Source organism: Maribacter zhoushanensis (genome assembly GCF_029350975.1).
Lineage (GTDB): Bacteria > Bacteroidota > Bacteroidia > Flavobacteriales > Flavobacteriaceae > Maribacter > Maribacter zhoushanensis.
Window position 1 is genome coordinate 423,288 of the sequence record NZ_JARKMR010000002.1, and the last position, 20,450, is coordinate 443,737.

Consider the following 20,450-nt stretch of genomic DNA (forward strand, 5'->3'; position numbering starts at 1 on the left):
TGTATAAAAAAAGGAGAAGAAGGTATAAATAGAGGTTTTATAGAGGTGAAATCTTAATTTTAAGCCAAAAAGCACTTGATTCAATTCATTTTATTGAATTAAACTATAATAATTTATAGGGAAACCTTTATTAATACAAAGTTAGTTGGTCAGTTCTGTCATTTTAAACAAAGTGACATCAACTAACTTCTCTTCGGTTGCAGCCTTATATTCAGCAATATGTTTACTTTGAGAATGTTTTTGAAGTAATTCTTGACTAACCCATTTCTCATGGAATAAGAATAAATTTGGGTTAGAATTATCTTGATGTAGGTCATATGAAATATTACCCTCTTCACCTCTAGTAGGACCAACAAGTTTTAGTAATTCCGCTTTTACATCTTCACTATATTCTTCTTTTGCTAAAATATGCACGACTACCGTTAAATAAGATTTTTTCATAGGATATTACTTAAGTTTAATTTGCTAAAAGTATACAATCAAAACGTAATGTATGTAAATATAAGGTTAGTTGATCCACCGAAACGTAAGATTAATTCTTGGATGAATCTGTTTTTTTGTTTTTGGTATTTTATGTTTCCAGTTATCTTGAGTAGCACCTTTCATTAGAAGTAGGCTTCCGTGAGCTAAAGGAATAGCTACACGTTTTAAATCTTTACGGGTAGTATGTTTTAATCGAAAAGGTCTGGTCTCTCCAAAAGTTACCGATGCAATAACTGTGTTTTTACGTTGGTCTCCTTTATAGTCTTGGTGCCAATCTACACTGTCTTTGCCATCTCTATAATAATTAAGCAAACAACGTGTAAATTTTACATTGACCTCCTTCTCTATTCGCTCTTTAATAAAAAGTAAATCAGCATTCCATAAATGCATTGTACTTTTTGTATTCGTGTATTTAATATCCTTGGTAACATCTCCATACCAAGCTGTTAATCTAGGGTAGTCTACATCTTTTCCATGAATGGTAATTTGCTCTTGCTGCCATGGAGTGTTTTGTAATAGGCTATTATACAGCTTATTGCTTTCTTCTAAACTGAAGAAATTCTCGAATAAAGTAACATCAGCTCCTGGTAAATCAAATTCTATTTTACGGACTTCGTTTGTTGAAAATAAGTCCGCCTGATTAAATAAATCCATTTGTTATTCCTCCTCTTTATGTTGTACTAGTTCGTCGGAAATTCAGCCCTAAACTTACCTAAAAGCAAATGCTAATTAAGATTGATTTTGCAACCAGTTATTGGTCACTTTGTCAATATCTTTTCCTTCACGAGAAACCTGATAATCTAGTGCTGCAATAATATCATTTGTAAAATGTAAACCATCTAGTTTTTTCAATTGCGCATCGGTAAATAAATCCTTTTTATCTTCACGAAGTAATAAAACCGCTTTGTCTACAATACCTAATAATCCTTTAGGTTCTTTTAACTCTCTAATGTTGTATTTATAATGTAGAAATTGTGGTTTCCAAAGAGGTACCACCATCCATTGTTTATGGGCAACTGCATTTTCAAAAGCGCTAAAACAATCGTCTTCTGTACCTGTGTGAAATTTATAACCCGCAGCATTTAATCCATAGGCTTCCATCATTTCAATAGAAAAACGGGTTATTCCTGCTCCAGAGTTTATACCTTGAATATCCTTTTTCATTTTAGAAACTACCTCTGGCTCTAGTAAATCTGAAACCTCAGTTATTTCTTCAGATATATAATTTGGAACTCCCCAAAGCGCATACGGTTTGTAGTGCAAACCCAATTCTAGCAACGGAACTTCCTTCTCTACATCACTTTTGTAAATACCGTGACTAGATGGCAACCAAGCCGAAGCTAACATATCTACTTGTCCAGATTTTAATCGCTCAAAATTCTCTCGATGTGGTGCATATTCGCGTTCCACATTAAAACCCATTTCTAATAACGTATTAGCAACCAAAGAAGCTGCAATACGGTGAAAAGATAAATTGGTAACCCCTATTTTTAGTATTGTTTTCATAATTATACACATTAAAAAAGCGCACCTTTAAAAGATGCGCTTGTACATTGGGGGAATTTACTTTACCAATTCAGTTTTGATTACTAAATAAGGTCCAACACTTTCTTCTTTACCATTGTTTAGGGCAGCAGTTCTATTTAACTGATCAACTGTTCCGTAAAGGAATCCGTCATTTGCTACATACAAACCATCAGGCCAGGTTTGTCCTTCAGGGATTTTAGCCAAAGTTTTGTACTCATTTTTTGTTGATAATCCTATTTCACCATCCACAACATTAGTTACATAAACGTTCCCGTTTGCATCAACTTCCATTCCGTCAGAAAATGATTTTACTCCGAATTTCTCAATAGTGCTCAATAATTTTTCATCCGATTCAAAGCTACTTGCGGGTGCTCTGTACATTGTTTTACTGTGTAATGCTCCGTAATATACCCAATCATTATGTGGGTCAATAGCTATTGGGTTTAATGCGAATCCGCCTTCAATTTCTGGCATCATTGATACGTGACTTTGTGCCATTCTTTTTGCTTCTCCATTTTCGGTATTAATAACGATAAAAGCAGGCTCAGGAGCACTTTTTAAATCGCCTTGAGTCATATCTGCAATAATGACACGATTGTGTTTTTCGTCAATTACAAAATCTTGTAAAAAGCTAGCAGGTTTTACAACAGCATCAGGAATAGCAATGGTTTTTACTATTTTTTCATTTTTAGTATCCCAAATCACAAATTGCTTGGTTCCCATATCTAACATCCAAAGATTGTCTTTACTGTCTGCTCTAATTCCTATAACAGCTTTGAAAATAGAATTTTCACCCGTTGCATATTCGGCATTTGGGTAAGCTACATTTTCGCCATTTTTATTCAGTTCAAAAACTTTAGTTGTTGGTGATACTAAAGGATTCATAGTAACAAATAATCTTTCGTTACTTGTAAGCGCTAAATTACCAGGTCTAATATCTTGACTTGAAAATACGGTTTCTACTGTTTTAATTTCTTTTGAAACCATTTCTATTGCATCTTCTTTATATGCTTGTTTTTTCTCATTTGCAGATTTACACATCACTAATACAGATGCCAATACCGATACTAATAGTAGTCTTTTCATTTCTTTATTTTTTAAGTTTAGATTCATTTAAATATTTAATACAAGGCAAAATTACCCTAGGTAACGTGCTTTAATGATGTACGTAAATTGGTAATTAGTGTATAAATAAAGGTTAATGAGTTGGTGAATTAGTTTGAAACCTATTTTTTAACCTAAATTTGTCCTATTATTCCATAAATACCATTAAAATGCAAGTATTAGAAGCATACAAACCTTTTGAAATACAAGAAATAGAGTTAACGGATTGGAAACAACGCCCGGTTAAGAACAATTTTTTTGAGTTGGTTCTAATTAAAGATGGACAAGGCACACAGTGCATTAATTATAATGATTATGCCTATGGGAAGAATAGTATGTTTTTATTGCCTCCGTTAAAATGCCATTCTTTTACTATAGAAAAACCTACCAGATTTGTATTTCTAAAATTTACTGATTCATTTTTTAAGAATGCAAACAGAATTACCATTGATAGAAATGAGTGGTTTAAAGAAGCTTCGTTTATATTATCTAATTACAATCAGTTACCAGGAGATATTATTAAAAATGAATTAGATAGAAGCTATTTAGAAAACCTAATTGGTATGATTCTTCAAGAATCTAGAAATTATGGAGAAGAATCTATAAACCTAGTCACCAGTTTAATGACTAGTATTTTAGAAATCTTAATTCGCAATATTAAAAAGAGCAACTACTTTGAATTACCAAAGAACAATTCTGATGAAAGAATTACTAAAATGCTGACTTATATAAATACCAATATTGACAAGACTGAATTATTGAAAGTTGAAAATTTAGCCGATGTTTTTATGATGTCACCTACGTATGTAAGCGAATATTTTAAAAAGCAAGTGAGCATGTCTTTGCGAGAATATATCATTAAGGCAAAACTGAAGTTAGTAGAGATTCGCCTTTTAAATTCAGATTACACATTAACACAAATTGCAGATGATTTAGGTTTTACCGATGTAAGTCATCTTTCAAAAACTTTTAAACGTTATACAGGTTCATCTATTCGTGATTTTAAAACAAAGGGAGAATATATGTTATTGAAAAGAGCGTCTTGCACACCAACAGCAAGTGCTTAAACAATCTTTTTTTTTAATTAATCTTTTTGCCGACGATATAGAGGATTTGATAATTGTCTGTTTTCTACTTTTTTTTGGGTCTAGAACAACTTAATACATTGCTGTATATGCTATTATATAGCTTACGGTCATATATTAAATGACCACTGAATACCCTACCCTATTATTAACGATAGCATTTATCATATTGCTAGTGTAATTACTTGTGTACTTGCTAGGGAGTTCTATTTCGTTGGTTTTTTTGACTCGTAAAGTTTCAATCTTACCTCATTTCCATATCGGTTAATACTTCATTTAATCTAGCTAAAAGAGTCATTTCATACCTATTAACTTGTCTTCAAATCAAAATTAATACACTATGAAATTAGAAGATAAAGTAATTATAATAACGGGAGCATCAAGCGGAATTGGCAAAGCAACAGCAATAAAACTAGCCGAAAATGGAACTAAGGTTGTTTTAATGGCGAGAAGCGAAGATGAGTTAAACGACCTGAAATCTAACATTAATGAAAAAGGCGGAGAAGCCTTAGTGGTAGCGGGCGATGTAACAAAGAAAGCAGATTTCGAAAATGTTGTTTCTAAAACTAAACGCGAATACGGTAAAATATCAGGTTTAATCAACAATGCAGGATTAATGCCTTTATCATTTGTTGAAAAACTTAAAACTGACGAGTGGGATAAGATGGTAGATGTGAATATCAAAGGAGTCCTGAACGGGGTTGCTTCAGTATTACCAGAGCTAAAAGCTAACAAAGGCGGTAATATCATTAATATTTCTTCAATGGCTGCAAATAGATATTTTCCAGGTGGTGCAGTGTATTGTGCAACCAAATCTGCAGTGAAAATGTTTTCAGAAGGACTGCGTCAAGAATTGGCACCGAAATACGGAATTAATATCACCTCTATAGAACCTGGTGCAGTCGCTACTAATTTGACAAGCACCATTAGCGATGAGGATATTAAAGAGATGATGAAAGAAATGCAAAAGATGGAAACCTTAGAAGCAGAAGATATTGCTAACAGCATCTACTATGTTTTAACACAACCAAATAGAGTAAACATCAATGATGTGTATTTGGTACCAAGTGAACAACAATAAATAAAATTTAAAAACAAATTATGTCTACGACAACAAAACAAGATACATTCAAAACAATTAACCCTACTACAGGAAAAACACTGTCCACATACGCATATATGACAGATGATCAAGTAGAGGAAAGCATTCAAAACTCTCAAAAAGCATTTTTGAAATGGAAAATGAAATCCATTGAAGAACGCGGCGAGATTATAAAATCTATAGGTAAAGAATTACAGAATCATAAGAAAGAGCTAGCAGAGTTAATGACCGATGAAATGGGTAAACTTTTATCTCAAAGCGAGCATGAAGTCGACCTTTGTACATCAATTTGCGATTATTCTGCAGAAAACGCTCCAGAATTTTTAAAAAATGAAGAAAAAAAATTATCTGATGGAGGAAGAGGAATTATAACCTATTCACCGATGGGAATTATATATGGTATTCAACCATGGAACTACCCAAGTTATCAAGTATTAAGATATACTATTGTTAACTTAATGGCTGGTAACAGTATTTTGCTAAAACATGCATCTAACGTTACAGGTACGGCAAAATTGTTGAAATCTATATTTGATACAGCTGGTCTACCTGAGAATTTATTCAATGTCATGGTTATTGATCATGAGCAGTCTAATGCGATTATAGAACATAAATTAATTAGAGGTGTTACCTTAACCGGTAGCCCGGTTGCGGGAGAAAAAATTGGTGAATTGGCTGGTGCACAATTGAAAAAGACAGTGCTTGAGCTTGGTAGTAATGATGCTTACTTGGTGCTAGATGATGCCGATATTGATTTGGCTGTAGAAAAAAGTGTTATGGGTAGAATCTATAATAATGGAGAGACCTGTATAGCCGCTAAGAGATTTGTGGCTACAGAAAAAGTATATGATGAGTTCAAAGAAAAGTTCGTGAAAGCAATGAACGCTTTGAAAATTGGAGACCCTAAGAAAAAAGAAACTGAATTAGGACCAATGGCTCGTGAAGATTTGAGAAAAAAGATTCATGAACAACTTGAAGAAAGTGTAGAGAAAGGAGCAGAAATATTATGCGGAGGAAAAATTCCTGAAGGGGAAGGTTACTTCTACCCTGCTACTGTGTTGGGTAACGTATTGCCAGGTCAGCCAGCGTACGACGATGAATTATTTGGACCGGTTGCTTCATTAATTAAAGCAAAAGATAATGAAGATGCTATGCGTATAGCTAATGATAGCAGATTTGGATTAGGTGGCGGAATCTTTTCTAAAGATGTTGATAAAGCCATTGAATTAGCGGAAAAGCATTTTGATACAGGGATGATATTTATAAATTCTTTTGGTTTAGCAAACCCTATGATGCCCTTTGGCGGTGTTAAAGATTCTGGATATGGAAGAGAACACGGTGGTTTTGGTATGAAAGAATTTGTAAATGTGAAAGCCATTACCATTATGAAATAAAATTGCAGCAAGCATTAAAAAGCATCTTTATAGATGCTTTTTTTGAATATAAAAATGAATTCGTTTTATAAAGCTATGTTAAAAAATGAATGTTCATTCTTTTTTTGTAATACCTTTGGATTGTGATTAACAAATGGTTGTCAAACCTTTATTTAATCTGTGAAATTGTAAAGAAGTAAATATTACAATGAGGATTTTAAAAGTGATATAAAACTTAAACGAAAGACTTATGAATAAATCAATTAATTTAAAACAACGTCCGGTAGGTACCCCTACTCTTTCAGATTTTGAATTTGAAGAATTAAACGATAATCTTACTATCTCTGATGGAGAAATTCTATTGGAGGCAAATTATATATCTGTTGATCCTTACTTACGTGGTAGAATGAGTGATGCCAAATCTTACGTACCGCCATTTAAAGTTGGTGAGCCAATTAGTTCTGGTATAGTTGCAGAAGTTGTAGACTCTAAAAATGATAATTTTCAAAAAGGAGATTTTGTTTCTGGACTATTGCAATGGAAAGAAAAACAGGTTTCCACAGGTGAAGGTTTACAGAAAGTAGATAAAAGTAAAGCTCCGTTAAGTGCATTCTTAGGAATTATTGGAATGACGGGCTTAACGGCATTTTTAGGTCTTCATGAAATAGGTAAACCTAAAAAAGGAGAAACCTTAGTGGTTTCTGGTGCCGCAGGTGCCGTTGGTAGCGTAGTAGGACAAATTGGTAAAATTCTAGGACTAAATGTTATCGGTATTGCCGGTTCAGATGAAAAAATAGATATGTTGAAATCAGAATTCGGTTTTGACCACGGTATCAATTACAAAACAACCAAAGATATGAAAGCTGCTATTAAAGAAGCGGCTCCAAACGGAGTGGATGTCTACTTTGATAATGTTGGCGGACCAATTTCTGATGCCGTGTTATTCAACATCAATCAATTTGCTCGTATTATTATCTGTGGTGCTATATCTGTATATAACAAGACGGAAACCCCTATGGCAGTCGCTGTACAACCTTTCTTGGTTAAAAACAGTGCTTTGATGCAAGGGTTCATCGTTTCTAATTACGCAGAAAAATTTCCTGTAGCTATGAAGCAATTAGCAGCTTGGCTGGGTGAAGGGAAATTAAAATATAAAGAAACTGTGGTTGAAGGTTTTGAGAATACACCAAAAGCATTCTTAGATATGATGGATGGTAAGAATAAAGGTAAAATGATAGTGAAAGTCTAGAACATAAACACATTATAAATCAATAACTTAAAAACAAAAAAAATGAAAATATTATTTGTATTAACGTCTCATGATGAATTAGGAGACACAGGAAAGAAAACAGGATTTTGGATTGAAGAATTTGCGGCTCCGTATTACGCATTATTAGATAAAGGCGCTGAAATTACGGTTGCAACACCAAAGGGTGGACAAGCACCAATTGACCCAAGTAGTGATTCTGAAGACGCTCAAACAAAAGATACAAAGCGTTATAAGGAAGACAAAGATGCTCAAAACGTAATCAACAATACTAAAAAATTGGCTGATGTAAATGCCGCTGATTTTGATGCAGTTTTCTACCCAGGTGGTCACGGACCGTTATGGGATTTAGCTAATGATGCTACTTCTATTAAATTGATAGAAACATTTAATGAACAAGAAAAACCAGTTGCATTTGTTTGTCACGCTCCAGCAGCATTAAAAGGTGTAAAAGGAACTGATGGTCAGCCATTAGTAAAAGGTAAGAAAGTAACCGGATTCACAAACAGTGAAGAAGCAGCTGTTCAATTGACAGAAGTAGTTCCTTTTTTGGTTGAAGACATGCTACAAGAAAATGGCGGAATCTACTCTAAGAAAGAAGATTGGGCTTCATACGCTGTACAGGATGGAAATCTTATTACAGGTCAAAACCCGGCTTCATCTGAAGCTGTAGCAGAGAAATTATTAGCTGCTTTAAAGTAAAAGCATGGTGTAAATAATTTGAAAAGCCCGTAAACAATAGTTTACGGGCTTTTAATTTGTTAAACATCTTGTTAATTGACATTAACTCTCCTCTAACAAGGCATTTACATCGGTTATCAATTGTGCTATTGAAGCACGGTTTAGTCCGTTGTAGATTCCTCTAATATGTTTGTTCTTATCAATCAATAAGAAGTTTTCTGTGTGTAGAAAGTCATTAATATCTTTTGGAATACCTAAATCGTTTTCTACAAAATATTCGTTTCTCCCTAAATTGTAAATCTCAGTCTTGTCTCCGGTAACTAAATGCCACTTAGAATTAATAACTCCATTTTTTTCGGCATATGTTTTTAGTACTGATACAGAGTCAATAGACGGAGTTACGGAATGTGAAAGAATAGCAACCTCAGGATTATCTAGAAATGCCTCTTGCACCTTGGTCATGTTATTGGTCATTTTCAGACAAATACCAGGGCATGTTGTAAAAAAGAAATCAGTGATATAAATTTTATCATCAAATGATTTTTGGGTGAGCGTATCCCCTAGTTGATCAACAAGTTTAAAATCAGGAATTTTATGAAATTGCTTTTCCTCTTCAGTATTTGGTGTCAACCAATGTGGTGTAAAAGATTCATCGTTGTAATAGGGTAAGTGCTCTACCCTACTGGTTTCGGTTACCGGTATATTCTCTTTTTTGATTGTCTGTTTACAACCCGTAAAAAGTAATATGGCAGCTATATAAAATAGAGTCTTTCTCATAATGCTTCATTTTCTGATCTAACCACAGTTTCATCTTCTAATTGGTAACAAGAATTTGCTCTTCTTAATCCAAATATGCGTCCATTTTTAGCTTCGTAATTTACATACAGGGTTCCATTTTGAAGCCAAGCTTTTTGCAAACCCTCTTCCTTACCGTTGACCAATTGTCTTTCTTTTGCCAATTGACCGTCTGTATACCATTTTTTCTCTACGCCATGTATCTTACCATTTACATAACTGGCTTCTTGTGCAAGTTGGCCGTTTTTCCACCAGGTTTTATAAGAACCTTCTAAACGATTGTCTTTGTAATGATATTCTACCCGCAATGCACCGGTTGTAGAAAACCGTTGCGCAACGCCTTGTCTTTTGCCATCAATGAAACCCACCTTTTCAGCCAATTGTCCATTTTCGTGTAAAACTAAAGAATAGCCATCATAAGGTGAGTTTTTGTAATACCATGTTCCTTCTAATTGGTTAAGTTCTAACTCATCTTTAAACTTTGTTACGTTTTCAATGACCAATTGCTCTTTGTTACTTTGAGATTTTTCGGTTGTATGTTTACAACCGCTCAATGAAATGAACAAAAGAAAAACGAATGTGAAAAGAGAAGTAATTTTCATAACTATTAATATCCTTGAAACGGACCTGCAAATGCTATATAAGATCCAGTTGTTGAATAAACCTCGTTAATGATGTGATAGTGATATTCTTCTTCACCATCTGAATATTGCGTTGTAGAAGTATGACCGCCAGAGGCATCTAAATCTGTAGGGTAATCGCCGGTAGCACTACATTTTCTTCCGTATAGAAATACACCATCTAAAAGTATACCTACCAAATTTTCATCATCATTGGTAAATGCTTTTGGTTCTAGATGATAATGATACACCCCAGGGCCTATATGCGCTCCTGTCCAATCTAGACTAGCTGCTGCTTGATCCAATGCCCCGCCACCTTCTTGATCATTAAACAAAGAAGATCCACTTACCGCAATACCAATAGTACCTAAATCTGTTTGCACGGTACTACCTGTTAAATTTGGGGTAGCATCTACACGTATGGTATAAGCATTGTTATTACTGGACATGATGCTAGGTGTAAGGGCTACATCTGGTTCATCTTTATACAAAGAATTTCCCTCTCCCCAGTAAACGGTTTCATGATTGGGTAAACCTGTAGTCTCAATAACAACTTCAGAACCATCTAAATAAATGGTAACAGCATCTGTATTAAAAGCAGCATACGCAGCATGAAGTTCTGTAGCAATTTCATCATCATCAGAATCGGTACTAGAATCATCTGAAGCTATATCTTCTAGTACACCATCATCAACACTATCGCTACTACAAGCAATTAAGGTGATAAAGGATAGTGCCAAAACGATGGATATAGAGGGAACTCTTTTAAATATTTTTTTTCTCATAACAAGTAAGTTTAAATTTTATTTGTCGATTTTATTGGTACAATACTAATAATTAATTGTTTGCAATATTTATAAAATCAGCGAATGACCATAGTGTTTAAGTGAATCAATCATTTAAATAAGATTAATCATCTTGAACAGTAGACTTCGTCTTTAATTTAAGCATTTTTTTAATCAAATATCCTAACCCCATAAATGCCAATAGAAAGATTATAATCAATGAAGGTGAGATATTTGCATTCTGTTGCGCCGTTTCAACGAACTTATTGTCTTTGACCAAGAGTGCAATAGTATGGTCATTAGCTTGGTTTAAATTGAAATGATCTTTAACAAAACCTTCTTTAAAAACCATTAATACACTTTGGTTTCTACTTATATCGTCAAACACCTTATTAGAAATTACTGCAGACTCAATTGAGGCTGGTATATCTTTTATTTCAAAAATGACTTTTGTCTCATGTCCAAGTTTTACAATACCCTTGCCTAAAGTTATTTGTTCACCGTTATTAAAAGAAATAAGTAAATTATTCTTGATATGTGCTAATACCATCTCTTGAAATTCTTCGGGTGTTTTATAAGGTGTATCGGCAAAATGAGTTCTAACTTCTTGTTGAAAAGCTGTTAGCGATGCATTTATTTGTAAGACCCAAGTACTATTCTTCTGTTCTGCTAGAACTAGAGTAGAAGCATCAGGGCTATGAGCAAAGCCTATAGCTGATGAACACATTATGATTATTAATAAGATATATTTTTTCATACCGCTATTTTTATTCGGCGTAAGCACCGTGTAATCCATTAATGAAATTATTATTTCCTGCTTCGTCTACATGGTAATGATAACCGCGAGTGTCATCTGTGTGACCGCGTAAATCATCTAAGCCGGTAGGCGCATTACCATCGGCATCGGTATATTCATAAATACCATAACCATCCATGGCGTATCCTATTAAAGCGGCATGACCGTCTTCTTGCGCAATAGTAGTACTAAAGCCCGTAGCTGCATGATAATGGTATCCTTGATGTACATTGATATGTCCGCCGGCATCATCAAAAGGAGCAAGTGTATAAGCGCCTAAAATATTATCTGTAGGTGCCGGAGCAGAAAATTCTATACCGTTTAAAGCAACCCCACGTGTAGATGGTAAAGTGCTAACAGTGCCTGGACCGCCTCCTTGACCAGCAGTTGAAAAGTACACATCTGTAGATTGCGCAACGGGGGTAACAGGAATAGTAAATGTTTGTGAAAGGTTGGTAATATAAGACGGAAGACATTCTACACAGAAGTTTTCATATGCTTCACCAACATCTGGATTTGCAGCGTTAATGCAGTCATCTTCAGTATCTGTAATATAGATATCGCCATTTGCATCGTACATTAGCCAATTAGAGTCATTATAAAATTCAGCCATATTTTCTACGAAAGCTCCGTCTACATCATAAACTTCCCCGCCTTCTAACCAAATACCGCCGGCTGTATCATCATCAGAAATATTCCCTGGGCACCACGGTCCCATATTGTGATCAGAAGGTAGACTATTGGTTACTATTTCATAACAATCTGTAGAAGTACCATCTGAAAGTGTACAGGGTACTGTGGTTATAGTAACCGTACCATCACTAGTTAAAAAATACGAAGCGTCAACATTTATGGCCAAATCATCGGTAGACATGTCTGTTTCGTCATTTTCATCTATGGTAACATCTTCGTCTAGTGAAGAATCATCACTACTACAGCTACCAAAATTTAATGCTAAGAATGCAAAAAATGCGAATGCAAAAATTGAATATTTATTTTGTTGTATCATAATATTATTTTTAGATTATTAATTAAATATGATTAAGGTCTGTGTAATTCTTGATTTAATTTTGTTGCAATATTTTCCGTTTTATGCCTTAAGCTCTTAGCTATGACCAATTGATTTTTAGTTTGTATGAGCCGGTCTATAACCCCGTTTTGATATTCCCTGTTCTCCAATAAATCTGGGTAGTTAGATTGTATGCCGTAATTTTTAACACGATGATAGCTATAACTGTTTTTAGGTAAAATTTCTAATAATGAAATATGTTTTTCTATTAATGGCTTTAGCCTTTCTGTTATTATATTTTCTATTTTATTTTGCTGGTTATTGAAGCTATCTAATTCATTTGGGTATGCAGCAATCAATTCTTTAAGGCTGTCACTTTCAATAAACTCAAACTTACTGGTGGCATTTATTGAATTAATAGCTTCATTTCTTACAATAGTTTTGTCATAGTTTAAATTAACGATCAAAGACTTTGCTTTCTGTGTAAGTTCGCTGGGTTGATCGCCCAAATAGTTAATTGTATTCTGTAGCATTTGAATACTCTTTGTATAGTCTACAATTGCACTATCTAAGACAACCAAATTTGTATCTAGCTCTTGACTTAAACTTTTGTAAATTTTTACTTCTACTATTCTATTTTTTCTAATTTCATTTAGGTCGTTAATTTTCCAAGCAATTAAGAGACCTAGTACTATGAGCACAATTTCCCCAAGTGCGTAAATGAAATATGTTTTAAATTTTTCTAAGCGTAAAAGTTTATTTCTAACTTTTCTGAACAATACCATTGTTAGCAATTTTATTACAACCCCAATTAACACCGATAGTTAAAAAAAGCTTCACGATTTCTCATGAAGCCTTGGGCTAAATTCAACAAGTGTTATCTGTTTAAGTAACTATTAACTGCTGCTGTTCTACTAGTAGCATGTGTATTAAGTTCGTTTATCGCATTTTGAAAATCTGCACTAGAGTTCAAGAATGTATATCCCTCATTTTCAGAGGTGGCATAAGGTTCAACCAAAGTTGAATAAGTAGTATATAAAGCTTGAATTGTAGTTTCATTAAATGGACCTTCTATAACTTCTTGAACATAAGCGTCATATTTTGCTTGATATTCTTCATCATTATAGATGTATGACAATAAAGGCCATTCTGATGCATTTACATCAGAAAAATCTAACGCTACCGCACCTTGTTGTTTTCCATCTTGTAAAGCTTCATTGTTATCCCAAGGAATCCAATTTAGTTTATCAGTATCTGGGTTATTATACAAGTAATAGTTGTGAGACATTCTACCGTAGGTATCCCAATTTTGAATAACCGTATTGGTGGCCAAATATTTTAAATACACATCTGTGTCAAGTACCGCATCTAAATTTGATCTCCAGGTTGCGGCATCTGTAGTTCTAGATGCATCATTAATGATATTTAAAAGACTTTCAACATCTGAAAAATCTGCTTCATCTTCATTTGTCTTTTTTACATACTCATCTTCATCATAAGTGCCTGCAGCAAAAGTTGCGGCATCACCATCTGGTTTATATAAGTTACCATCGTTATCAGAGAATTGTTCATCAATTACAGTATCGTCAACTTCTTCAACCAGTGTGTAAAGTCCAAAATATATAGGACCATCACCATGATCTATGTAAAGCGTATAAAAAGCTGTGTTAGAAACTGCTAACCCGGCGTTGCGGAATACATCTGCAGCAACTTTTTCACGAAGCATAGATTTATCATCGTAATTATTTTTAAGGCTTAATTTTTTAAAACCATAAAAACGTTGATTATCTATTTGTGGATAGTCGTCTTCAAACTCATCAAAATCAAGTTTAAGCGAAAGTTTTAGGTTTCCAGATTGCCAAGTAGATTGTAAGCTAGAATTACCTTTAAAACGAACTCCTACCCTATACCATTCTGTACCTTCATAAAAAACTTCTGCAGGCACAAAAATTGGATCTTCGTCAGTTGATGTAGCTGCGCCGGGTGATGATTGTCCAGAACTTCCAAAAGAACCGTAAAGTTCTGTCATGTTTTCAAGCATATTTTCCCAACGAGCTTCGGTAATAACAATATCAAGGCGTTTTACAGCATTATCTTCAAATACCTCTTCAAAATCTGGATCGGCATCTTTACTATGTGTAGCCGTAGTCCAATCTGTCGCTTCAAAATCACTATCGTCAACCGTAGTACTAACTTCTTCTTCCTCTTCTGCAATTTCATCATCTACATCAGTATCAACAATACTATCATCATCACTACAAGCAATGAAAGAAGTGATAGATAAGAACAATAGTATTTTTTGAACCGGTAAAACAACCTTAATATTTTTAATACTCATCTGTGCTATTTTTTAATGATTAATGACACTTAGTTTCTTGGTCTCCCTTTTGGTTTAGGTGCATTATCAAATTCTTCTTCAGAAATGTAACCATCCTCATTGGTGTCTATTTCAGTGAAATTATCTTTTAAAGGCCCTTTCACTTCTTCTTTAGAAAGCAAACCATCTTCGTCGGCATCCATTTCTTTAATTAATTTTTCATAAGTAGGTCTTTCTCTTTTTTCCCCTTTAGACTGTGCGTTTACAGCTACGGTTCCAAAAGCGACCAACATAGCAAATAATAATCCTGTTTTTAAAGTAATACGTTTCATATGTTTTATTTTTAATGATTAATAATTTCATTACAAAGATGTAAGAAACTTGAATGCCATATGAGCGTATTAAGTGTTTGCCGTTTAGTTTTAAGTGAATACTATATTTTAAATGGTGAATGCTTATTTATCAACGGTTTAAAGTGCTATTTACTAGATATGTTTGAGTTTTTATTCCTTTTATTTGCATCATGAACAGACATAAGAATTTTTTATTTCATGTAGTCCTTTGGCTTTTAATTTGGGCAACCGCCTGGATATTTAGTGGTAGTGATTTTCAATTTGTAAGTGAAAATGTTACGGCATTAATCTGCCAAATTGTGGTTATTGCCATACTTATATACTTTACCATTCCACAATTATTATTAAAGAAGAAATATGTAGCTTTCACATTAATTTCGATAGCTGCCGTTGTGGTTGTAACACTCGTTTTAACTAATGTTGTACCAGACACGGTAATAGGTTTAGACACACAAATGACTCCCGGTCCAAGGCCTGGTCCAGGTCCTAGATTTGAAGACGGACCACGTATAGCAGCCAACCGTAGACCACCTTCAAAATTTTTCATCAACCTTCTTTTAATAGCTATCGCTTCTGCAATAGCCACTTTGGTAGAGTTATTTTTATTTGCTCAGAGAAAAGAAGAAGAAATAATTTTAAATAGAAACGAAGCTTTACAGACCGAATTAAAACTGTTGAAATCACAGATCAATCCACATTTTCTTTTCAATGCTTTAAATAATATTTATGCCTTATCTGCTATTGATTCTACAAGAACACAACAAAGTATAAGCTATTTGTCTGATATGCTCAGGTACGTATTGTATGAGTGTGAGCAAGAGATAGTGCCACTCTATAAAGAGATAGATTACATTGAAAATTATATTAAGTTGTTCTGCTTAAAAAGTAGTAAAACATACCCTATTACTACATCTTTTTCAATTGAAGACCAAAATGTAGAAATAGTGCCTATGTTATTGATTCCTTTTTTGGAAAATGCCTTAAAGCACAGTAATATTGAAAAGATAACAGGCACTTTTATTAACTTGAAGATTACTGCTTCTTCAAATCATATAGATTTTGAAATAGAGAATAGTAAGCCTGAGGTCCAAATAACCAAAGATGATGTTGGTGGAATTGGTATAGAGAATGTTAAAAAACGTTTGGCAATCTTGTACGCTAACCGACATAATTTAACAATAAATGAAACCACTAAAGCATTTAAAGTAAACCTAAAACTACAGTTGCATGACTAGCATAAATTGTATAGTAGTAGATGATGAAGAACTTGCTCGTTCCCTGCTGGTATCCTATATATCAAAATTAGATTTTCTACATCTAGTTGGTGAAGCGGAGAACCCGTTAGAGGCATTGCAACTTATGAAAGAGCATTCTGTAGACCTTTTGTTTTTAGACATTCAAATGCCAGAGATAAAGGGTACTGATTTTGCAAAAATGGTGAACGCAAATACCAAAATAATATTCACAACTGCCTACTCACAATATGCCCTGGAAGGTTATGAGTTAAACGCCGTAGACTACCTTTTAAAGCCAATTACTTTTGAACGCTTTGTCACTGCAGTAAATAAGGTAAAAACTAATAATACAGTAGAAAAGTCTAATTCTTTTACTATTAAATCTGGTTACGATTTACATAAAGTAAAGTTTGAAGATGTACAATATATAGTTAGTGATAGTGAGTATGTTACATTTCATTTAGCTAACAAAAAAATAGTTAGTAACCAACGCTTAAAAACTTTAGAGCAAGAGTTGCCTAGCTCGTTGTTTATGAGAGTTCATAGATCTTATATCATAAATAGAAACAGTGTTACAGGGCTAAAAGGAAGAGATCTTTTGCTTTCAGATGTCATAATACCGGTGAGTGATTCTTACTATGATTTGGTAAAAGAAGAGTTGTTTTAAGCACTAATTTTATTTCCCAAAACAATATCATATTTAAGTTTAATATAAGTATCTAATTTTTAAGCATCTACAATTTTTCAATTGAGATTGTGAATATCTATTGCTTTTTTAGGTGTTGCAAACTATGACTAAGAAGTATATTTAGCACCCCAAAAAAAATGGAAAATATGAGTGCAACGTGGTACGAGTGTAAAATAAAATACAGAAAATTAGACGAAGCTTCAGGAATGTTGAAGGTAAAGACAGAACCTTTTTTGGTAGATGCTATATCTTATACAGAAGCAGAAAGTAGAATTACCGAAGAAATGTCTGCTTACTTAAGTGATACCGAAGAAATCAAAATTACCAATATTAAGGTGGCAAATTTTGCTGAAATTCATCCGTTTGAGAATTCAGACCGTTGGTTTAAATCAAAAGTTTCTTTAATTGCCTTTGATGAAGAAAGTGGTAAAGAACGTAAAACCAACATGTATTTGCTAATACAGGCAAACGATGTAAAAGAAGCTTATGACAATACCATTAGTGTCATGAAAGATACAATGGGCGAATACTCGGTACCATCTATTTCAGAATCTCCTATTATGGATGTTTTTCCTTATTTCTCTGGAGAGGAAGATGATATGGAACGTGTAGAGAAATTTAATATTTTAAAAGATTCAGTACCGGTAGATAATTCTATGGATGAAGAACTAGAATTAAGTGACGTAATGTCAAGTGAAGAATAAGCACTTTTAGTTAAATAATACAAACAAAAGGGACCCAATTGGGTCCCTTTTGTTTTATATACCATAAGATTAGAACAATATAGAGTTGTAATTATTACGAGTAAGAAATAGCTACGATTTTAAATACGCATTTAACCTTACCTAAATTTAAGGAAGTAGTATCACCAACCTGTTTGGATATTAACATACGCGCAATAGGTGATAAAAATGAAATTTTGCCTTTTGCTATGTCCGCTTCATCAACACCTGCTATTTGAAATTGTTGAATGGTAGTAGCATTATCAATCTTTACAAGAACGGTTGCACCAAAACGAACTTCGTTCTCTGGTTGTTTACTTAAGTCTACAATTTTTGCAGTAGAAATTCGCTCGTTTAACAATTGCATTTTTGCACTGATTAAATTGTTGGCTATACGCAGTTCTTTTTCATCATTAGTTTGCAAAGATTCTTTTTCAATTGTTAGTGACTTTTTTTCGGCTAACAGATTATTATATCCTATTGAGGTAACATAGTTGGTTACAGCATTAGGTAAATCTGCCCTTGGTGGTACCATTGGTATTTCTTCTTGATCTTCTTCTTTTACAAACCCTCTGCTCATTTTATATCAATTTTAATTAAAATTAATATTTCAGCTTAGGGGACATTAATTAGATGCAAATTATAATTACCTCTATTAAGGTAATTGTACGATAACGTTCAGGTAATTTTTTAGAAATAATAATGCCTCGTTCTAAATAAACTAATGTTATGTATTCAATGAATTATTATTGATATACTCTAGAAATTGAGGTTTGTATTGTTCAGAAACGGTAATGCGTTGTTTGTTGATAATGATTTGGCTACGCTCTATTACTTCAACATATTTTAGAGATACTATGAAAGATCTATGAACGCGCATGAAATGAGATTTAGGTAGTTCTTCTTCTAAGCTCTTAAGGCTCATTAGCGTCAATATTGGTTTAGGATTATCTTTAAGCCAAATTTTAATGTAGTCTTTTAATCCTTCAAAATACATTACATCTGCAAGTTTAATGCGTAGTTGCTTGTATTCTGATTTTACAAAAAGAAACTCTTTCTCTTGAGAAGGTTCTTGAGCTTGAACAGTTTTATTGCTTCTAACCAATTTAAACCATTCTAACGCTTTGTTAGAAGCAGTTAAGAATTCAGCATAATCAAAAGGTTTAAGCAAATAGTCCAAAGCCTCTACTTTAAAGCCTTCTAGAGCATATTGGTCAAACGCAGTGGTAAAAATTACTTTAGAATTTTTCGGTAGCATTTTAGAAAATTCAATTCCCGTTAAATCGGGCATTTGAATATCAAGAAAAAGAAGATCTACCTGTTCTGAATTTAAAAATTGCATAGCTTCAATGGCACTACTACATTTTTTTATCAATTTTAAATATGGTGTTTTTTCTACATAACTTTCTACCAGATTAACAGCCATGGGTTCATCGTCAACAATCATACAGGTAATTTGAGTAGCTTCCATATTAAATTTCAATTTTTAAATACACCGAATATATACCGTCTTTTATTTCTTTTTGAAAAATGTGTTTATTGGGGTATAATAATTCTAATCTTTTCTCCAGGTTAGGTAAACCTATACCAGAGCCACTTTTATCGCTAGTTTCCTTTGGAAAATTATAATTTTCTATTTTAAAAATAACATCATTTTCTTTGGTAATCATATCTATGGAGATAACACTCTTTTTGTTTGCGGAAACACCGTGTTTAAAAGCATTTTCAATTAATGATATGAATAGTAGAGGTGAAATTTTAATGTTAGGTTCGCTAATAGGAAAACTAGATTCTATAGTCGTATTATCGGTTAACCGAAGTTTCATGAGTTCTATATATTTTCTCATGAACTCAATTTCCTTACTTAATGAAACTAGCTCCGTATTGGTTTCATAAAGCAGGTATCTCATAAGTTTACCTAAGCTATGAATGGTTGATTTTGCCTTGTCTGGCGATAAATCAACTAAAGAATAAATATTATTCAAAGAATTAAAGAAGAAATGCGGTTGCAGTTGGTACCTTAAATGTTGCAACTCTGTCTGTAGCTTAAAGTTTGCCGCCTCTTTACGCTCTGCTTCTGTTCTAACCAACCTTTTTGTTGATTTTATTGCTATTGAAAAAAGCAATGGTGCCGCATAAGATAACATCTGTACATAGATAAACAATTTAAATGGAGGACCAGCTCTACCATTTTCTAAAGGTTTTCTAATAAGCTCTTTAAAGAAATTATCCTCTAGTTGTTCTTTTACTAGAATAAACAGTGAGATCATAATTAAATTGATTCCTATAAAAGTCCAGGTTTTCTTGGTAAATAAGAACTTATCGATTAATACTAAAAAATTAGTGTAGAATATAATTGCATAGAAAAGCATAGGTATAAAGAAATGCGCAATCAACCTATTTAAGTCTTGATCTTCGCTGTACGAAAGAATAAAAGGCATACTAAACAGCACCAACCATATGAGAAGGTGCTGAGCAATCATAATTTTTTTGTTTTTATACATAATC

Annotated in this window: 23 protein-coding genes; 8 read left to right on the forward strand and 15 right to left on the reverse strand. The window is 33.4% G+C overall.

Going from position 1 to position 20,450, the window contains the following annotated elements; all coding sequences use genetic code 11:
• Positions 1-141: 141 nt before the first annotated feature.
• From PXD56_RS08525 to PXD56_RS08540, 4 genes are all read right to left on the reverse strand, one after another.
• Complete coding sequence (locus tag PXD56_RS08525; RefSeq protein ID WP_276492911.1) at positions 142-441, reverse strand: putative quinol monooxygenase; 300 nt, start codon at positions 439-441, stop codon at positions 142-144.
• Between the two features lie 66 nt (positions 442-507).
• Positions 508-1,137 carry an alpha-ketoglutarate-dependent dioxygenase AlkB family protein gene (locus tag PXD56_RS08530; RefSeq protein ID WP_276492912.1) on the reverse strand — a complete coding sequence of 210 codons (630 nt, stop codon included), beginning with the start codon at positions 1,135-1,137 and terminating at the stop codon, positions 508-510.
• A gap of 75 nt (positions 1,138-1,212) precedes the next feature.
• Positions 1,213-1,989: a glycine betaine ABC transporter substrate-binding protein gene (locus tag PXD56_RS08535; RefSeq protein WP_276492913.1), complete on the reverse strand. Its 777-nt coding sequence runs from the start codon at positions 1,987-1,989 to the stop codon at positions 1,213-1,215.
• A gap of 57 nt (positions 1,990-2,046) precedes the next feature.
• Complete coding sequence (locus PXD56_RS08540; RefSeq protein ID WP_276492914.1) at positions 2,047-3,096, reverse strand: L-dopachrome tautomerase-related protein; 1,050 nt, start codon at positions 3,094-3,096, stop codon at positions 2,047-2,049.
• 188 nt (positions 3,097-3,284) lie between these two features.
• Between PXD56_RS08540 and PXD56_RS08545 the strand changes: the two genes are divergently transcribed.
• The 5 genes from PXD56_RS08545 to PXD56_RS08565 all read left to right on the forward strand — a co-directional run bounded on the left by PXD56_RS08545 (position 3,285) and on the right by PXD56_RS08565 (position 8,643).
• Positions 3,285-4,181 carry an AraC family transcriptional regulator gene (locus PXD56_RS08545; RefSeq protein ID WP_276492915.1) on the forward strand — a complete coding sequence of 299 codons (897 nt, stop codon included), beginning with the start codon at positions 3,285-3,287 and terminating at the stop codon, positions 4,179-4,181.
• Positions 4,182-4,539: 358 nt separating this feature from the next.
• A complete protein-coding gene (locus tag PXD56_RS08550) occupies positions 4,540-5,280 on the forward strand; it encodes an SDR family oxidoreductase (RefSeq protein ID WP_276492916.1) in 741 nt (246 codons plus the stop codon).
• Between the two features lie 20 nt (positions 5,281-5,300).
• Positions 5,301-6,695, forward strand: a complete 1,395-nt coding sequence (locus PXD56_RS08555) for an NAD-dependent succinate-semialdehyde dehydrogenase (protein ID WP_276492917.1) — start codon at positions 5,301-5,303, stop codon at positions 6,693-6,695.
• 229 nt (positions 6,696-6,924) lie between these two features.
• On the forward strand, positions 6,925-7,923 hold the full coding sequence (locus PXD56_RS08560) for an NADP-dependent oxidoreductase (protein WP_276492918.1): 999 nt from the start codon (positions 6,925-6,927) through the stop codon (positions 7,921-7,923).
• A gap of 42 nt (positions 7,924-7,965) precedes the next feature.
• Positions 7,966-8,643: a type 1 glutamine amidotransferase domain-containing protein gene (locus PXD56_RS08565; protein ID WP_276492919.1), complete on the forward strand. Its 678-nt coding sequence runs from the start codon at positions 7,966-7,968 to the stop codon at positions 8,641-8,643.
• Between the two features lie 81 nt (positions 8,644-8,724).
• On the opposite strand, the gene PXD56_RS08570 is transcribed toward PXD56_RS08565, so the two are convergent.
• The 8 genes from PXD56_RS08570 to PXD56_RS08605 form a co-directional block, all read right to left on the reverse strand.
• Positions 8,725-9,399 carry an SCO family protein gene (locus PXD56_RS08570; RefSeq protein WP_276492920.1) on the reverse strand — a complete coding sequence of 225 codons (675 nt, stop codon included), beginning with the start codon at positions 9,397-9,399 and terminating at the stop codon, positions 8,725-8,727.
• The gene (locus PXD56_RS08575) at positions 9,396-10,019 is read right to left on the reverse strand and encodes a toxin-antitoxin system YwqK family antitoxin (protein WP_276492921.1); all 624 of its coding nucleotides are present in this window, start codon (positions 10,017-10,019) and stop codon (positions 9,396-9,398) included. Before PXD56_RS08575 ends, PXD56_RS08570 begins: the two co-directional genes overlap by 4 nt.
• 5 nt (positions 10,020-10,024) lie before the next feature.
• Positions 10,025-10,822: a YHYH protein gene (locus PXD56_RS08580; protein WP_276492922.1), complete on the reverse strand. Its 798-nt coding sequence runs from the start codon at positions 10,820-10,822 to the stop codon at positions 10,025-10,027.
• 124 nt (positions 10,823-10,946) lie between these two features.
• Complete coding sequence (locus tag PXD56_RS08585; RefSeq protein WP_276492923.1) at positions 10,947-11,579, reverse strand: hypothetical protein; 633 nt, start codon at positions 11,577-11,579, stop codon at positions 10,947-10,949.
• 10 nt (positions 11,580-11,589) lie between these two features.
• A complete protein-coding gene (locus tag PXD56_RS08590) occupies positions 11,590-12,627 on the reverse strand; it encodes a YHYH protein (protein ID WP_276492924.1) in 1,038 nt (345 codons plus the stop codon).
• 32 nt (positions 12,628-12,659) lie between these two features.
• Positions 12,660-13,412 (reverse strand): hypothetical protein, encoded by a 753-nt coding sequence (locus PXD56_RS08595; RefSeq protein WP_276492925.1) that lies wholly within the window; start codon positions 13,410-13,412, stop codon positions 12,660-12,662.
• 92 nt (positions 13,413-13,504) lie between these two features.
• Entirely contained in the window at positions 13,505-14,965 is a 1,461-nt protein-coding gene (locus tag PXD56_RS08600; RefSeq protein WP_276492926.1) for a CotH kinase family protein, read from the reverse strand.
• A 29-nt stretch (positions 14,966-14,994) separates the two neighbouring features.
• Positions 14,995-15,276, reverse strand: coding sequence for an EF-hand domain-containing protein (locus PXD56_RS08605; RefSeq protein WP_276492927.1), 282 nt, complete (start codon positions 15,274-15,276; stop codon positions 14,995-14,997).
• Positions 15,277-15,467: 191 nt separating this feature from the next.
• Between PXD56_RS08605 and PXD56_RS08610 the strand changes: the two genes are divergently transcribed.
• The 3 genes from PXD56_RS08610 to PXD56_RS08620 all read left to right on the forward strand — a co-directional run bounded on the left by PXD56_RS08610 (position 15,468) and on the right by PXD56_RS08620 (position 17,924).
• Positions 15,468-16,532, forward strand: coding sequence for a sensor histidine kinase (locus PXD56_RS08610; protein WP_276492928.1), 1,065 nt, complete (start codon positions 15,468-15,470; stop codon positions 16,530-16,532).
• Positions 16,525-17,199 (forward strand): LytR/AlgR family response regulator transcription factor, encoded by a 675-nt coding sequence (locus PXD56_RS08615; protein ID WP_276492929.1) that lies wholly within the window; start codon positions 16,525-16,527, stop codon positions 17,197-17,199. The genes PXD56_RS08610 and PXD56_RS08615 overlap by 8 nt, the downstream gene beginning before the upstream one ends.
• 167 nt (positions 17,200-17,366) lie before the next feature.
• Positions 17,367-17,924 carry a DUF4494 domain-containing protein gene (locus PXD56_RS08620; protein WP_276492930.1) on the forward strand — a complete coding sequence of 186 codons (558 nt, stop codon included), beginning with the start codon at positions 17,367-17,369 and terminating at the stop codon, positions 17,922-17,924.
• A gap of 94 nt (positions 17,925-18,018) precedes the next feature.
• On the opposite strand, the gene PXD56_RS08625 is transcribed toward PXD56_RS08620, so the two are convergent.
• The 3 genes from PXD56_RS08625 to PXD56_RS08635 all read right to left on the reverse strand — a co-directional run bounded on the left by PXD56_RS08625 (position 18,019) and on the right by PXD56_RS08635 (position 20,425).
• Positions 18,019-18,522, reverse strand: coding sequence for a GreA/GreB family elongation factor (locus tag PXD56_RS08625; RefSeq protein ID WP_276492931.1), 504 nt, complete (start codon positions 18,520-18,522; stop codon positions 18,019-18,021).
• Positions 18,523-18,669: 147 nt separating this feature from the next.
• The gene (locus PXD56_RS08630) at positions 18,670-19,413 is read right to left on the reverse strand and encodes a LytR/AlgR family response regulator transcription factor (protein ID WP_276492932.1); all 744 of its coding nucleotides are present in this window, start codon (positions 19,411-19,413) and stop codon (positions 18,670-18,672) included.
• Between the two features lies 1 nt (position 19,414).
• Positions 19,415-20,425 carry a sensor histidine kinase gene (locus tag PXD56_RS08635; RefSeq protein WP_276492933.1) on the reverse strand — a complete coding sequence of 337 codons (1,011 nt, stop codon included), beginning with the start codon at positions 20,423-20,425 and terminating at the stop codon, positions 19,415-19,417.
• Positions 20,426-20,450 lie beyond the last annotated feature (25 nt).